This window comes from bacterium (assembly GCA_030646995.1).
In the GTDB taxonomy this organism is placed as follows: Bacteria; Patescibacteriota; Minisyncoccia; order UBA6257; family WO2-44-18; genus JAUSKF01.
In genome coordinates this window covers 139,108-153,844 of record JAUSKF010000005.1, presented here as the reverse complement: position 1 = coordinate 153,844, position 14,737 = coordinate 139,108, and the positions used below count along the sequence as shown (strand labels likewise).

Genomic DNA, 14,737 nt, shown 5'->3' with positions numbered 1-14,737 from the left:
TTACCCAGAGGATCTTGAACTTGTAGAACTCGATGATATGGGGGTCATTCTTTTCGTAGTGAATCATGACTTGTCTCCTTGTTTGGGGTTTTACTGCGATGTTTTCAATGGACAACTGACTTGCTGTATTATACACGATTTAAGCCTAAATGTCAAGCCCAGTCACCAGATCGAGCACCACGCTTTTCCATCGTCCAGAAATAAGCCTAAATATGCATACTCAAAACTAGATTTGCGAACTCTCAACATTGACCACAGAAAAGCTGGCAGACGATGCAGTGCTCGGCTCGGTGCTGGGTCAAGCCCAGATCAGGCGAAGTCACTCCGCGTAGGGGGTGCTATTTTGAGCCCTCCTGAGGCGGGTAAACCTATTTCTCTCACAAACAAAACCCCCACTATGCCATAGCATAGTGGGGGGGTGAGTGTTAGTTATTTTCTGTGAACTTATTTATAACCTTCGATAGCGTTGCGCCAGCTTCAATCTGATGCACGGTACGAGGGGCAGAACCGGATTCCGCCATCAACAACTCCGTCGCCTGCAGTTCGGTCATGTCTGGATTCCTCTTCAGAATCCTCTTTGCTTCCTTTTCATAGCCGCGCATCATCACTTTCAACGCGGCCACTTTTTCCTGATTAACTCGCTTGAGCGCGGCGGCATCCTGAATGATTTGAAGCGGAGCGATTTCGGAAAGAAAGGCATAGTTCACCTTCACCCCGTAATACTCCTCAAAGCTCGGCTCTCCGGCTACGCTCCTTTTGAAAAGTATCTGTAGCTTAAGAGCGATTTCATTCCGGTCCTGATAAACTCCATCAGGATCCTGGTAGCAATGAACCAGACTGGTCAGGAAGTCTTCCGTCCGTTTCTGTACTGCCATGTTTCTCTCTTCGGCAGACCGGAAACGGGCGTACTCGAAAAGATATGGCACACTGACTTCACAGCCTACTACCACCTGCATCGGCACCACATCCCTACTTGCTGTGTCCGGCCGGAAGTGAAACTGTATCTCGAACTTATCCAGCGATACGCTCACATCAGGCCATTCGAAAAACCGGAAAATAAACTGCAGTCCCGGCCCCACCGAACGATGCCCACCTGAAAGATTCGCCAATACCATTCCGGTTCTGGGACGAACCACAATCACGCAGAGGAACGGAAGAATCACAGCGACCAGCATGAACATGAAAAATCCGGTCGTAGTCATTGCTCTTCTCCTTTGGCCTTTAGGCCTTTTTGGTTTTCCTACGATGTTTTCAATGGACAACTTACAGAGGTATTATACACGATTTAAGCCTATTCGTCAAGCTCTATGAAAGTGAGCTCTTCTCCTTCGGCTAGCTTGGGGTAAATAAAAAAGCCCGCCGGATGGCGGGTTCAAATTCTGAAAAGGAACCAGATTATGATACGGGAAAAAATAAAAACAATAGTGATTTTTCCGGAGTAGTCCTGTAGAGCCGGAAGGGCAAATTCCACAAGCGCAAAAAATACCGCGAGAATCGCCAGCAGAGAAAAAATCATGAAGCAAAAAGCTCTCTTGGCTTTCCGAAACTCATTCGCTTCCAATTCTTTATACCGTTCTGTATCCAATGGTATTGGGACGCACCAACCATCCCCCGCTTTCGCAAGCGGGTCAGGCTTCGCTCGCGACATTTTATTTTCCCAAAGAGCTGCTGACATTAATTTTATCAGGAAGTAGAAGTGCGAGCAATTGCTTTATTAAACACTCGCACTTTCACTTCCTGGCTTACCGCGTTAATGAAAGCCACCGCAATATTTAAAAAAGCTCCTGAATGTGTTTAAATATGCTTGCCCGCCTGTGGCGGGGTCATCAACGCTCCCGTGGTGGAACTGGCAGACACGCATGGCTTAGGACCATGTTCCCGCAAGGGATTAGAGGTTCAAATCCTCTCGGGAGCACTAAAACTAAAACCCGCCGGATGGCGGGTTTTTGATTGCTACGGCGCGTTGATAACAAACTCCAATACCTGGTCGTCCGTATCCGGGGTCCCCTGCGCATCTTCAACGTGAACCGTCAGAGTGCAGGTACCCGTACCGCCACCGTTATTGCTAGTTAACGCGCCGGTGCTGGAATTGATCGCGTAATTATTCACCAAGCAGGCCACGCTAAGAGTATTGATGGACCATACATATGGCGTCGTGCCGCCGGTCGCGGAAATGGTGTCGCTGGAAGGAACGCTGGCCGTCTTATCCGGAACGTCAGTAGTGGTTATAACAAGGTCGCTAACTGCAGCGGCGACAATAATGGACAAAGCTTGGTCATCAAAGAGGTTGTTAGATGGAGTCCTTGCCCGAACGCTAAAGTTGAAAGTGGCAGTAGCTGTTGGCGTACCGCTAATCACTCCGGTAGAGGAATTGATGGATAAACCGGTCGGCAACGCGCCGCTGACGATAGTCCACTGATAAGGATCGGCTCCTCCGGTGGCAGAAACGGTCTGGCTGTAAGCCGTTCCATTCGTGCCATCAGGCAAGCTGGTAGTAGTGATATTTGGCGCAACTCCGGCTGCGGTATTGCCTGCGGGATTACTGCCACCACTCTTGAAGCTGGAGGCGGTTGAGGAAATTGTGACTACTTCTTTCGTATTGTACGCTGGGCCGGAACAAGTGGTCTGCACGGCGGCAACGGTAGCAACAGTAGGAATATAATCATAGTTAGTCAAAATTCCCGTGACAGGCAATTCAATCTTCCTGACTCCCACTAAGCCTCCAATGTTGGTGGAATAGCGAATTTGACCGGAGCAACTAGTGTAGTTATTGCAACCCATTTTATATTGATACCGCTCATTCTGATTAGCCTGCTCCGTAATTTCTGCAACACAAAGAGGATTCTTCGCTATAGTTGTTGTAGTAATAATCGGATCCGGAACCACCAATCTCCTCAACTGTGTGCTTAAATCGTTCAATCGCTCGGACAAGAATTGCAATGGAGAAAACACTTGAAAAATAGGCTTAGTTGGCAGGGTGACGGTGCGCGGGAAGGGAGAAACCGGCAAAGGAATAACCACTTCTTTTCTGGACAAAATAAATGTTATTGTCTGGTCATCAGCGTTGCCATCGTCGCAAGCCGCGTTCCTAATCAAACAAAGAGTTCTTTGCCGAATAGATTCGCCAACCAGATTTACGAAAGATTTAGTTTCACCGACTACCGGCTCGCCAATCGTGGCCCAAAACGGCGGGAGATTATATAAGTCGCCCTTGCGAAGGGTATCGATGAAATTAATAATTCCCTTAAACGGTATCCTCTGCCAGATGTTCAGACTCTCCGTCGGAGGAACGGCGGGAGGAACGATATTTTTCTGCGAATCATCTCCGGAGGGAGTAGGCGTAGGAACCGGGGCTGGTACCGGGGATGGGGTTGGGGTGGTGGGTTCTCCTACGTGCTGAATAGCGACCGTGCAAGTTGCGCCGGGGATGTTATAACCACTGACATGAATCGTATCCGCGTGACCCACAAGGTGCTCACGATAACCAAGAGTTATCGGAAATGTATCAAACGTTGTCCCTTGGAAATCATGAACCTGAGTAGAGTGATAAGTCAGCGTGTAATTCTCGACTGTAATATCATCTGAAACACCATCTCGTATGTATTTGTAGCTGGCTTTTATCGCACCCTGTTGCGTGCTCGCATTGGATGAGCCGGAAGACCCTGTTTGAGTAGATCTACCATCTCCACCATAAGTATCCAGACTAGAATTCTTTGGCTTCGCGTCGCCATCTAATTCGACGAAATAAACAGAATATTCAGAGGCCGATTCCTTGGTGTGTTGGAGTTTAATATCAAGCTCTACAGTACCGCCATGATTGACTGCTCCTTCGCAAGTAACTATGGCGGGTCCGTAAGGTGATTGGGGTATGCCGCTCCCCTCGGGGTCAAAGAAGGCGACGCCCGGAGCCGCTGCTCCTCCCCCGCCTTTCCCATCGGGAGTGAAAGTAACCGGAGGTTCCGGCTGGGTTGAGGGAGGGAAAATCCAAATCAATGGAGGCAAATTCAATATCCTCTGCCAGATGTTCAAAGAGTAGGTGACGGGTGGCTCGGTGGTTATTCTAAGCAAATCAAAGTCAGGGTCTCCGGGAATATTCGGCACGGGGGCGCGAGGATCGGGAGTAAAAGGTTCATCCGGTGGCACTGGAACCGGCGGGGGCGGAAACCACCGCGAAAGAATCCACAAATGAAATGGCGGCGGTACTTTATATGGTGGCGGATTCCCCTTCTCCGGAATATCTTCCTTGGGCTTTTCTAATGTCGGGCCGTAATCTTCTACTTCTCCAGCCGAAAACTCGCCTCCGCCATCGGCACGAGTCAATTTTTCATTATAAGAAATCACCGCCCGATACCAGACGTTCGTCGTCTTACCAGCCGGGAAAAACACCACATAAGGCTGAATTTCGGCGACCTGCTTGGACAAATCAATTTCATAGTTAACCACTGCCCACTCGGCTGCGCATTCGTCGCCACCGGACCATTCGCCGTCACGATTCCAATCTGCCCAAAGGTTTAAGTAGGCAACCCCTGTGATCTCACTGGGTTTTTTCAAATGAACCTTAAAGGTTGATTCGCTGGCGGCGCAGGAATTGAATTCTGCCACTACACCATCATCATTATCGGCATCGGTCTGTTTGGAATTAGATTCCTTGTCGCGTAAATCTCCAAGCCAAACAATATCAGCATCAATTGCCCTAGCTCCATCAGAACCCAAAAGTGACGGGAACTTTCCGATTACGTCAGCGGCCAAAGCAGAACCAACGACTGACGACCAATAACTGACGACCAGAAGAATAGCTAGTTTTTTCATCAATCCATTATTCTTGATTCTTAATTCATGATTCATAATTCCGTTTATTATTTACAACTGCAACCAATACTGCTTTTACCCAAAGTCGGCTTACCGTTGCAAGCATATCCGTCCGGAGGGCTGATCAAACTGATAAATGGCGTCCCGTCGCCGGTATAAAAATCGATCGTTGGAATTCCGGATACGCAAGTAAAACCACAAATAGCTGTCGCGGTGGTTTTGTATGGTCCTGGCGTGGAATCAATGAATGCTGTGCAAGAAGTTGGTGCGCCTCCTCCGCTAGTGTCGGGATAAGCGACCGTACCATCGGGGGCGTCACCAAAATCCCAATCTCCCCCCCCACCAAAAATGTCTTCAAAGAACGACAAAATTGGCGAATGACTCGGTGGAACCGGTGATGGCATGGGAGTCGGAGAAGGAGCTGGAGGAATTGGCGCGGGCGTAGGACTCGGAGTGGGTGATGGCGTTGGTCCGCCGGCTGGCGGAGGGGTTGGTGAAGGAGTCGGCACTGGAATTGGCGTCGGAGACGGAGCCGGTGGCGGAACGAAAATGGAAATTATAAATGAATGACTAGGCGGGACCGGTACTGGGGATGGAGAGGGAGTCGGTCCGCCAGCTGGCGGAGGAGTTGGCGTTGGCGAAGGAGTCGGAGTAGGCGTTGGAACCGGTCCGCCAGCTGGCGGAGGGGTAGGAACTGGAGAGGGTGCTGGCGGAGGAACGAAGAACGACAAAGTCACCGAGTGGCTCGGCGGAACCGGAGATGGGGTGGGAGTTGGCGAAGGGGTTGGACCGCCAGTCGGTGGAGGAGTAGGGGTTGGAGATGGCGTGGCAGGTACAACCGGAGGCACGACACCGGGACCTGGAATTGGATCGCCGGAGCCGGAGGGCGGACTTGCCGGAGGAATGGTCAATATCGGAGGAACGGGAACATCTACTCCCCCGCCCGGAATTGGAAGAACCAGGTCAAAAGGATCGGTAGGCGCGCTTGGTATCGGCTCAAAGATTATCGGCGGCAGATCAGCTGTTACGCCCGGTCCCGCAGGACCTCCAAAACCATCAGTTGGGGTAAAGGTAACGCTAGTGGAGAGAGTTGGCGTAAAACCCAAACCATCAGTATCAATGAAAGCGCTTAGACTGTCGGGCAAAAGGAAGGTTAGGTCACTAGGAAGCGGCCCATACATCGGCCGCAAAACAATCGGGGGGAAAACATAATCGGGAGCAACTCCCCCGCTAAATTTCAAGGTCAGATTAATAACCGGCGTGTAACCGCAAGGCAAGAACCAGGTGAACTTCCAATCGTGACACGGGTACCAAAAAGGAGACTTATTATATAAATCGTTGAGCTTCCCAGAATAATCAAAAATAGAGCCAACGGCTCCAAGCGCCGAGTTAGCCGAAATCAGCGATGCAAATAAAAAAATGCTAAAAACGGCTAGCTTCTTTGAAATCATAAGTTATGCAGCTGTAGAAATCTTGAACACTGCATTTGTTAATTATAGCAGAGAGTTCCGCCGGTTCGTAGTAAAAATGATATGGGGTGATGGCCAAACGAGAATGCTCAACGTCAGTGAACCGCCCATATTTATCAATCCGCCCTTTCGCATAAGGATAGGCGGCCTGCATATATTCGGAAAGCCTGCCGTCAGTCGCAAAATTATCGGCCAACTGATCAAATGGACCGTCATAATAGTTATTCCTCTTAACATTCTCCGTCCGAACCCCAACTAAAATCTTCCTGTTGCCGTCTTGATAGAAAGCGAAACCGGACTTCTCACCAATCCAAAGCTCGGCGTCGTTGGTCTGCAAATTTTCCGGCCCGCCTAGACTCGGCGAGGCTGGCGCGCGACTAGACTCGTCAAGAACAAACATAAAATGCGGGTTGGATTGGTTGTAAATTAACAGAAACGCATAGCCGGACTCATCAAAGGTGCGCCCGGCCAGAACTTCATCGTTCTTTAAGCTTAAGCCAACCGGCAACGACTGCGGCAGGTCATTAAAAGAAAAAGCTACGGACTTCCCGCCATAACTGACTGAATATTTCAGCAATGAGAGCGGGGCAATGGAAAGGCCATCCGCAATTCCATATTGTTTATATCGGGAAAATATTTTATCAGCCTCCATTGGATCGCTTTCGAACGTCCAATAAGCAAAGTCCACATAATCCCCTATTTCCTCGGCCGGTGGGAAATGCATATTTCCCCAAATTTCTTTTCCGCGCACTTTAAAAACAAAATAATAATAATTTTCTGTGGGATAAACGCGTGCCTCCTCTCCCAGCGAAGAAAAAACCAGATTGAAAACTTGGTCAATATTTTCTAGATCTACTATTGAATCGCGGATTTCCGGATAATTTCCCTCAATAAAACTTTGATGGGAGGCGACCGCCGGTTTGGAATCGCCCGGATAAAATAAAAGTCCGATTAAAAACAAAACGACTAAAGGCACGGATGCTGCCCAATGCTCCCAATGATTATTTTTCGGCTTCGACATAATTTTATTATATACTGAAACAATGAAGCCTGTAGTCTTAGCAATTTTAGATGGAGTGGGGGTTTCCGAAGAAACCAAAGGCAATGCTGTGGCATTGGCCAAAAAACCCAATCTTCAGAAAATTTCCGAAAATTTTTTGGGCGCGAAATTGCATGCTTCGGGTATTGAAGTAGGGGTGCCGTGGGGCGAAGTAGGTAGCTCGGAAGTTGGCCACACCAATCTAGGCGCCGGACTTGTTATCTACCAAAATTATCCCCGAATCAGCTTGGCAATTGAAGACGGGTCTTTTTTTAACATTCCGGTTTGGGATGAAGTAATTCAGCGGCCGGCGGTGCATCTTTTCGGAGTACTGACTAATTCCGGAATTCACGCGCACATCGACCACCCCATTGCCCTTCTCCGGATGTTGGCAAAGAAAAAGTATAAAGGCGAAGTTTTTGTGCACGCTTTTACTGATGGGGAAGATGCTTCGGCGCGCTCCGCCCCGACTTTCATCCGAATGATAGAAGCCGAAATGTCTCAACTAGGCATTGGAAAAATCGCCAGCATCACCGGTCGATATTGGGCAATGGACCGGAACAAAAACTGGGACCGCACCAAAAGAACAATCGCCTGCATGATGGATGGGCAAGGGGCAACAGCGCATAGCACCGAAGAAGCGCTAAACACTCCCTACGCAAAAAACGTGGAAGATGAACTGATTGAGCCGACGGTGATTATAGATAAGAGGGGACCGGTGGGATTAATGAAGAAAACCGATGCCGCAATTTTTTTCAACTTTCGACCCGACCGCGCCCGCCAACTCACCGAAGCGCTGGCGAAAATTGACGGCCTTTTTTTGGTAACGCTTACTCAATATGAAGAAGGCCTGCCGGTGAAGGTTGCGTTCCCACCTCAATACATCACTCACCCGCTGGCGCGCGTTCTCGCTGATGCCGGAAAAACTCAATTCCACATCGCTGAAAGTGAAAAATACGCCCATGCGACTTATTTCTTCAATGGAGGGGTAGAGAAACCGTTCGCCGGCGAAGACCGCATCACCATCCCCTCGCCCGCCGTAACCGACTACGACCAAAAACCGGAAATGTCTGCCTATGAAATTACCGACAAAATTTTAAACGTTCTCGACAAGCAAAAATATGATTTCATCATCGTGAACTTTGCCAACGGCGACATGGTCGGACATACGGGAAATTTAAAAGCGGCCACCAAAGCCATCGAGGTGTTGGATGAATGCTTAGGAAAAATCGGCGCCAAGGTTTTAGAACAAGACGGCGCCATGCTCATCACCGCCGACCATGGCAACTGCGAAGAAATGATTGATATGGAAACCGGCGCCATGGATACCGAGCATTCAACTAATCCGGTGCCGCTATTTATAATCGGCAATGCATATAAAGCCACCGGAAAGCCGACGTCCAACGAATTGGAACCGGCCGGAATTTTAGCCGACGTCGCCCCCACAATTTTAGAAATTATGCAGATTCCTCAACCGAAAGAGATGGACGGGAAAAGCCTGCTGAAAAGCATCGGCCGTCTGGCCATCTAACCGTCAGTCTAGTCCCTAGTCGCTATTGTCTATCCAACTTGATATCGAAATTCAGCAAAGCCGCCCGAGAAAAATGCGTGGGTTGAGATTGGTAAGCCGCAAATTCATTTCTCGCCACCGTTACATAATAAGAACCCGGATCAAGTAGAAAATTGAATCGCCCCAGCTGATCGGAAACGTGCGTACCCATCAGCCAGTTTTCCTGAACATTGAAAAGCCGGACAACTGCCAAGGCAATTGGGTCGCCAGTACCCCTGTCTAATATTCTTCCATAAGAACGCACAAGGATACTCGCCAAAATTATATTTATAATTATCAATACTCCATAAAGCCCCAGGATTACATAATTCAACGGGCTGGGAGTAATCAAGGTAGAAATAATGCTGGCCACTAAACCAAATGCCAATACCACGGGATTAATTTTCGCCAAAAACCAATTCAGCCGATTCCAAAAACGCACTAGGCCTAATGCATAATCCGCTAAAGTCGTGGTCAACGGCTCTAGGCTGATTTCCAAATTCAAAACTTGATCCGGCTCGCTAATCTGGAAAGCTTTGGTTTCGTATTCTCCGAAACCATTTTTGGAAACACGAATCAGATAATCTCCCGGAGAAACTAGGAAACCGAAGCGACCCTCGTGGTCAGTAACTTGTGTCTCTTTCACTTTTTTAAACGCCACATCCAAAATTTTCACAAACGCCCCCTGTAGCGGCTTGCCGGTAAGATGATTGACTACTCTGCCCCACGGCTTTCTTTTTTTCAGGCGGAATAAACCAAATCCAATATAGCTGGCAATTCGGGAAAGCGCAGCGGCAAAAGATGCGCTGGAGGTATAAGCCGAAGCAAACAATGAAACTACGCCCAACCCACCTAGACCGACCGCCACCGGCAAGCTGATGGTTTCCGCCACCTGAATTACTTCTTCATTTGGTTTCAATTGCTGAGCCAAGTCCTCCAGAAAAGTTCCAGCGCGCGACCCCGCGGGAATCTGCTCAACTTGCTTCGGTAGAGTACTCAAGCTGGAAGAAGGCGCTTGGAAAACCAACACGATTGGCTTAATAGCTGTTTCAAAAGGCTGAGCTACGTCGTCCCAGAAACCGTAAGTCTTACCGGTGATTGTATAAACTCCCGGCGGCGCAGATAAAGTAATGTTCACAGGTTTAGTCTCTCCGGGAATAAACACTCCCAAATTAACCGTAATCTGCTTATTAACCGAATCCCAGATTGCCTGCGGGCCCAAATCAACCGGCGCAAAACCCGATGGAATATTAAATACCACTCTCACCTGTGAGATTGGCCCGCTCGGATTAACTATGGAAAGAGACAATACTTGCGAGCTAAGGCCTTGCGCCTGCGCCAGGGGCGTGACCAACGACAAACAACAAACGACCGACGACAAAATCGCGATTTTGGTTTTAGTAGTAAGTCGTAAGTTGTTAGTCATTAGTTATTTATTTATTCTAACATTTTAGCTCAACCCTATTTCTTCTTCTGGTCGTGGAAAGTCTTATGAATCTCTTTCAGATGCTTGTTGGTGACGTGGGTATAGATCTGGGTAGTGGAAATACTGGAGTGGCCGAGCAATTCTTGGACGGAACGGATATCGGCGCCGTTGCGTAAAAGATCAGTGGCGAAAAGATGGCGCAAGCCGTGCGGGGTCAGCTTGGTGGTGATGCCGGCTTTGCGGGAATAAAAACTGACCATCCTCTGCACCGAGCGCGGCGTAATCGGCCCGATTACCTTCCCCTTTTTATCTAAGCTGATGAAAAGTTTATTGTCGGTGTCGGGTCGTTTCGCTAAATAATTTTTAATCGCCTGCTGAGCGGCTTCAGAGACGAACACTAGTCGCAACTTCTCCCCCTTGCCCCGCACTGTTACTTCGCCGCGGTCAAAATTTAAATATCTATCCAATTTGCAGAGCTCCGCCAAACGCAGACCAGTGGAAAATAATACTTCCAGAATTGCTTTATCGCGTAAGCCACGCAAGCTATCCAGTTTTGGACTCGCCAACAATCTATCCAACTCCTCTACTTCCACCAATTCAATTTGGCGTGAAGGAACTTTCGGAAGCTCAATTTTATCCGGCGCCACTACATCAATATCTTTTTTGATCAGATATTTTAAAAAGTTGCGAATCGCAATTACATAATAATTTTGCGTAACTTTCTTCAGTCCTTCTTTGCGGGCCAGAGCTAGACGGAAATTTTTTATATTTTCCAAAGTAAGATCGCCAACGGATTTAACACCTTCAGAAACAAAGAACGCCTTAAGATACCGCTCGTAATTCTGCCTCGTTTTCGGTGAGCGGTTTTTCTCAATTTCCAGATAATCTAAGTAATCCTTCAAAAGTTCCTCTATCTTGGTCATATACTCATTATAACGTGTCGCACATTATTAATTGCGAAAATCGGGTTTTTCTGACATAATTTGCTCAATATGAATAAGCGCCCGCCAATTGTCGTAATAATGGGAAGCGTAGACCACGGCAAGACCACGCTGTTGGACTATATCCGCAAAGCTAATGTCGCCGCCAAAGAGGCCGGTGGTATTACCCAATCCGTTGGCGCTTATGAAATTGTGCATGGAGGTAGGAAAATTACCTTCATTGATACTCCCGGCCATGAGGCTTTTTCCCAGATGAAAACCCGCGGCGCCAAAATCGCCGATGTGGCCATTCTCGTAGTCGCAACTGATGACAGCGTTCAGCCGCAAACAAAAGCCGCAATCAAGATAATTCAGGAGTCCAAGACTCCAATGATTGTCGCAATCAACAAAATTGATAAAGTTGCCGAAACCGAGAAAGTTAAAAATGACCTGATGCAGGCCGGCGTATTAATGGAAGGCTACGGAGGCGATGTGAGTAACCAGCCAATTTCGGCGAAAACCGGCGAAGGGGTGGACGACCTGCTGGATCTGATTCTTTTGGCTTCTGATATGGAAACTTTGGAATACGACCCCGTCTCCCCTGCCAAAGGATTGGTATTGGAATCTAAATTGGATCGCCGCCGCGGAATTATGGCCACGTTAATCGTCAAAGACGGCACGCTGAAAATGGGCGATGAAATTTCCGCGGGAAAACACACCGGAAAAATTCGGATGATGGAAAATTTCCTCGGGGAAAAAGTTGATTCTCTAGAACCTTCCGCTCCCGCTATTGTAGTGGGTTTTGAAACCCTGCCTCCCGCTGGCACCGAATTCTACGCCGGCGCTCATCAAGAAGTGGCGGCAACGAAGGCAGTAGCGGCTGGGCCAAAAATCGCGCAAACCAAGAGAGAGGCAGAGGGCAACATTCAGCTAGTTTTGAAAGCCGACGTTTCCGGTTCACTGGAAGCCCTGTCGGAAATCATAAAAAACCTTCCGCTTAAAGCCGACCAGCGAATCGAAATTATCAGCGAAGGCGTGGGTGACATCACCGATGGCGATGTTAAGCATGCGCTTTCCACGAAATCCATCATCATCGGCTTTCGGACCCGCACCATCCCCGCCGCCGCCACAATGGCCCGAGCTAATGGAATTAAAATTGTGGAATCCGAAATTATCTACGACCTAACCAAAGCCATTGAAGAAACTTTGTTCTCCCTAGCCCGAAAAGCCGCGAAAGGAAAATTAGAAATTCTCGCCCTCTTCAGCAAAAAAGGAACTAAGCAGGTCATCGGCGGAAAAGTCACCGAAGGGCAAATCATCAACAACGCCGTTTTAGAAGTAGATCGCAACAAAGAAATTTTAGGAACTGGAAAAATCGTAAATCTTCAACAGGGAAAACGGGACGCAAAAACAGTGGAAATGGGGCTGGAGTGCGGTTTGATATTTGACTGCGAAAAAGAAATTAAAGTTGGCGACATTTTAGTAGCTTACTAAACTATGAATCACAGACCAGAAAGAGTTAGTGGCCTGATAATGGCGGAGTTGGGGAAATTAATCTTGAAAGAGATTGAAGTAGAGGGGGCGTTGGCCACAATCACCGAGGCGAATGTAGACGGAGATCTTTTACGGGCAGTGGTGAAAGTAAGTGTCTACCCGACCGAGAAATCTAAGGAAGTAAAAAAGGCTCTGGACGAAAAACGCGGCCAGCTTCAGCATTTACTAATGAAGCAGATGAACATCCGCCCGATGCCGCAAATATTTTTTGAAATTGATTATGGGCAGGATTACGCGGCGAGGATTGAAAAGAAATTAATGGAAAGCGGAGATCAAAAAACCCCAGAATAATTACTGCGTAGTTCGAATCCAGCATGAAATTCAAAAGACGGACAATGTCCGTCTTTTGAATTTGTGCCCGGGGTGGGACTCGAACCCACAAGCCCTTGCGGGCGGAGGATCTTAAGTCCTCTGCGTCTGCCATTTCGCCACCCGGGCATTCTTTTGTCAATATATGAGGCGCGGGCGGGAATCGAACCCGCTCATAGCGGTTTTGCAGACCGCAGCCTTCCCAATTGGCTACCGCGCCACTAGCACAATATTACTCAAAAACAGCTAATTTTCAACCCCGTAAAATCGCTCCGCTCTCACGGGGCAGGCCCACCTACTCTTCCTTACTCAACGCCGCTAAAGCTACGGCGGCGCCTAAGATCGCTACATCACGGAAAGTAATGATGAATTGGCTAGGACTCGAGACAATAATTCCGATCATTGTCGCGCCCGACAACAAAGCGGGGTAAAAAGATTTCCATCCCGACAAGAGCCATAAACCCAAAACTATTTCGTACACCGAAAATATCGGCAGTAAAATTTCTCCCGGCACGATTGCCTGCATCATCGGCGGCAAGAATCCAATCCACATATCCGGATTGATGAATGAATCAACCGCAGCATAAAGGAACGTAAAGGCGATACCTATCCGCAAACTCCACAAGGCGATTTTAATATTTTTCATATCTTTTAATTATACTAAAACGTCCCCTCCGCCAGTTGGCGGACGGGGGACGCTCTAGTTCAATACAACGACCTCCGCAGTCTTAATGCCGAACTTCAAAGCAGGGGCTCGGTCGGGCATCCAGATATCCATACGGTCCTGAAAACGGCGGTTCATGCGGTCTTCAACTACGAAAACCTTTTCACCGAACAATTCCGGAATCTTCACGCGAGTGTACATAGGCAACGCATTGGTCGCCACGATACCGTCCCGCACATGAGTATTGGCCGCCGTAATAAACGGGGAGTCGTCAGTTTGGTCGGGAGTAGAAGAATAGGCAGTGATATGCAATTGCATACGCTTAATTCCCTCTTCCATTGGAGTCTTGGCCGACACAGCCGTCAATTCCACGCTTTCCGGAATCACAGAAGCGTCAAAAGACGCTACTGGAAATACGGGCGCGAAAGACGAAATGTTGCCCAAAAGAGCCAATGAAAGGGCTCCGTTTGCCATCTTTTGATAGAAATTAGTCATAGGGTTAAATAAAAAGGACTCTTAACCGAGCCCCTCTTATGTGAGCCTATTTTAGCACATTGCAACCGTCTTGTCAATAGCACTAGACAAGGAGCCTAAAACAAGGAAAAATGACCAATAGCCTTCTGCCTAGTAAACTTCGTTACGAGATTCACATATTTGAGAGCGAGGCGTAGGAAAAATTTGAGCAATATAAGCATATTGTGAATAATTTTTCCCTAGCCACAGCCCAAATATGGGAATTGCAGTAGAAGGTTTTCTAGGCAGAAGGCTATCATTGCTCGGGTGGCGGAATGGCAGACGCAGTGGACTCAAAATCCACCGATGGCAACATCATGAGAGTTCGAGTCTCTCCCCGAGCACAAAATGAAACAGCCCAAACGGGCTGATTTATTTTGTGCCTGAGACTCGAACGAGTAGCACCCCGTCCAGGAAGATCCGAAGGGTAAGAAACCTTTGGTTTCTTAAGCGGGGGTCGGGGTGCTACGAAAGTAGTTCGGCGA

The 14,737-nt window shown here is 48.3% G+C and carries 12 protein-coding genes and 4 tRNA genes; 5 read left to right on the top strand and 11 right to left on the bottom strand.

The window, feature by feature from the left end:
• Nucleotides 1-425: 425 nt before the first annotated feature.
• Nucleotides 426-1,202: a hypothetical protein gene (locus Q7S83_03350; protein ID MDO8467144.1), complete on the bottom strand. Its 777-nt coding sequence runs from the start codon at nucleotides 1,200-1,202 to the stop codon at nucleotides 426-428.
• A gap of 170 nt (nucleotides 1,203-1,372) precedes the next feature.
• Nucleotides 1,373-1,675: a hypothetical protein gene (locus Q7S83_03345; protein ID MDO8467143.1), complete on the bottom strand. Its 303-nt coding sequence runs from the start codon at nucleotides 1,673-1,675 to the stop codon at nucleotides 1,373-1,375.
• Between the two features lie 156 nt (nucleotides 1,676-1,831).
• Here Q7S83_03345 and Q7S83_03340 point away from each other — a divergent pair.
• Nucleotides 1,832-1,915, top strand: a tRNA-Leu gene (locus Q7S83_03340).
• Between the two features lie 38 nt (nucleotides 1,916-1,953).
• On the opposite strand, the gene Q7S83_03335 is transcribed toward Q7S83_03340, so the two are convergent.
• Genes Q7S83_03335 through Q7S83_03325 form a run of 3 tightly spaced genes read right to left on the bottom strand, consistent with a single transcriptional unit; the run spans nucleotide 1,954 to nucleotide 7,299 of the window.
• Nucleotides 1,954-4,845 (bottom strand): Ig domain-containing protein, encoded by a 2,892-nt coding sequence (locus tag Q7S83_03335; GenBank protein ID MDO8467142.1) that lies wholly within the window; start codon nucleotides 4,843-4,845, stop codon nucleotides 1,954-1,956.
• An 11-nt stretch (nucleotides 4,846-4,856) separates the two neighbouring features.
• A complete protein-coding gene (locus Q7S83_03330) occupies nucleotides 4,857-6,260 on the bottom strand; it encodes a hypothetical protein (protein ID MDO8467141.1) in 1,404 nt (467 codons plus the stop codon).
• Nucleotides 6,232-7,299: a hypothetical protein gene (locus tag Q7S83_03325; protein MDO8467140.1), complete on the bottom strand. Its 1,068-nt coding sequence runs from the start codon at nucleotides 7,297-7,299 to the stop codon at nucleotides 6,232-6,234. Before Q7S83_03325 ends, Q7S83_03330 begins: the two co-directional genes overlap by 29 nt.
• A 22-nt stretch (nucleotides 7,300-7,321) precedes the next feature.
• Between Q7S83_03325 and gpmI the strand changes: the two genes are divergently transcribed.
• Nucleotides 7,322-8,848: a 2,3-bisphosphoglycerate-independent phosphoglycerate mutase gene (gene gpmI, locus Q7S83_03320; protein ID MDO8467139.1), complete on the top strand. Its 1,527-nt coding sequence runs from the start codon at nucleotides 7,322-7,324 to the stop codon at nucleotides 8,846-8,848.
• Between the two features lie 22 nt (nucleotides 8,849-8,870).
• Here the strand turns inward: gpmI and Q7S83_03315 are convergent, their stop codons facing one another.
• Together Q7S83_03315 and Q7S83_03310 are read right to left on the bottom strand one after the other, a co-directional pair.
• Nucleotides 8,871-10,292, bottom strand: a complete 1,422-nt coding sequence (locus tag Q7S83_03315; GenBank protein ID MDO8467138.1) for a carboxypeptidase-like regulatory domain-containing protein — start codon at nucleotides 10,290-10,292, stop codon at nucleotides 8,871-8,873.
• 35 nt (nucleotides 10,293-10,327) lie between these two features.
• Nucleotides 10,328-11,215, bottom strand: coding sequence for a tyrosine-type recombinase/integrase (locus Q7S83_03310; GenBank protein MDO8467137.1), 888 nt, complete (start codon nucleotides 11,213-11,215; stop codon nucleotides 10,328-10,330).
• A gap of 69 nt (nucleotides 11,216-11,284) precedes the next feature.
• Here Q7S83_03310 and infB point away from each other — a divergent pair, with 69 nt between their 5' ends.
• Both infB and Q7S83_03300 read left to right on the top strand, forming a co-directional pair.
• Nucleotides 11,285-12,706 carry a translation initiation factor IF-2 gene (infB, locus tag Q7S83_03305; protein ID MDO8467136.1) on the top strand — a complete coding sequence of 474 codons (1,422 nt, stop codon included), beginning with the start codon at nucleotides 11,285-11,287 and terminating at the stop codon, nucleotides 12,704-12,706.
• Nucleotides 12,707-12,709: 3 nt separating this feature from the next.
• Nucleotides 12,710-13,057: a ribosome-binding factor A gene (locus Q7S83_03300; GenBank protein ID MDO8467135.1), complete on the top strand. Its 348-nt coding sequence runs from the start codon at nucleotides 12,710-12,712 to the stop codon at nucleotides 13,055-13,057.
• Nucleotides 13,058-13,121: 64 nt separating this feature from the next.
• Here the strand turns inward: Q7S83_03300 and Q7S83_03295 are convergent.
• The 4 genes from Q7S83_03295 to Q7S83_03280 all read right to left on the bottom strand — a co-directional run bounded on the left by Q7S83_03295 (nucleotide 13,122) and on the right by Q7S83_03280 (nucleotide 14,234).
• Nucleotides 13,122-13,204, bottom strand: a tRNA-Leu gene (locus Q7S83_03295).
• 19 nt (nucleotides 13,205-13,223) lie between these two features.
• A tRNA-Cys gene (locus tag Q7S83_03290) sits at nucleotides 13,224-13,295 on the bottom strand.
• 75 nt (nucleotides 13,296-13,370) lie between these two features.
• On the bottom strand, nucleotides 13,371-13,721 hold the full coding sequence (locus Q7S83_03285; GenBank protein MDO8467134.1) for a hypothetical protein: 351 nt from the start codon (nucleotides 13,719-13,721) through the stop codon (nucleotides 13,371-13,373).
• A gap of 54 nt (nucleotides 13,722-13,775) precedes the next feature.
• Nucleotides 13,776-14,234 carry a hypothetical protein gene (locus Q7S83_03280; GenBank protein ID MDO8467133.1) on the bottom strand — a complete coding sequence of 153 codons (459 nt, stop codon included), beginning with the start codon at nucleotides 14,232-14,234 and terminating at the stop codon, nucleotides 13,776-13,778.
• 279 nt (nucleotides 14,235-14,513) lie between these two features.
• Between Q7S83_03280 and Q7S83_03275 the strand changes: the two genes are divergently transcribed.
• A tRNA-Leu gene (locus tag Q7S83_03275) sits at nucleotides 14,514-14,596 on the top strand.
• Nucleotides 14,597-14,737: the final 141 nt, after the last annotated feature.

Excerpts from the sequence above, each read along its gene's own strand:
- Q7S83_03350 (MDO8467144.1), bottom strand. The coding sequence starts at position 1,202 with ATGACTACGACCGGATTTTTCATGTTCATGCTGGTCGCTGTGATTCTT.
- Q7S83_03345 (MDO8467143.1), bottom strand. The coding sequence starts at position 1,675 with ATGTCAGCAGCTCTTTGGGAAAATAAAATGTCGCGAGCGAAGCCTGAC.
- Q7S83_03335 (MDO8467142.1), bottom strand. The coding sequence starts at position 4,845 with ATGAATCATGAATTAAGAATCAAGAATAATGGATTGATGAAAAAACTA.
- Q7S83_03330 (MDO8467141.1), bottom strand. The coding sequence starts at position 6,260 with ATGATTTCAAAGAAGCTAGCCGTTTTTAGCATTTTTTTATTTGCATCG.
- Q7S83_03325 (MDO8467140.1), bottom strand. The coding sequence starts at position 7,299 with ATGTCGAAGCCGAAAAATAATCATTGGGAGCATTGGGCAGCATCCGTG.
- gpmI (MDO8467139.1), top strand. The coding sequence starts at position 7,322 with ATGAAGCCTGTAGTCTTAGCAATTTTAGATGGAGTGGGGGTTTCCGAA.
- Q7S83_03315 (MDO8467138.1), bottom strand. The coding sequence starts at position 10,292 with ATGACTAACAACTTACGACTTACTACTAAAACCAAAATCGCGATTTTG.
- Q7S83_03310 (MDO8467137.1), bottom strand. The coding sequence starts at position 11,215 with ATGACCAAGATAGAGGAACTTTTGAAGGATTACTTAGATTATCTGGAA.
- infB (MDO8467136.1), top strand. The coding sequence starts at position 11,285 with ATGAATAAGCGCCCGCCAATTGTCGTAATAATGGGAAGCGTAGACCAC.
- Q7S83_03300 (MDO8467135.1), top strand. The coding sequence starts at position 12,710 with ATGAATCACAGACCAGAAAGAGTTAGTGGCCTGATAATGGCGGAGTTG.
- Q7S83_03285 (MDO8467134.1), bottom strand. The coding sequence starts at position 13,721 with ATGAAAAATATTAAAATCGCCTTGTGGAGTTTGCGGATAGGTATCGCC.
- Q7S83_03280 (MDO8467133.1), bottom strand. The coding sequence starts at position 14,234 with ATGACTAATTTCTATCAAAAGATGGCAAACGGAGCCCTTTCATTGGCT.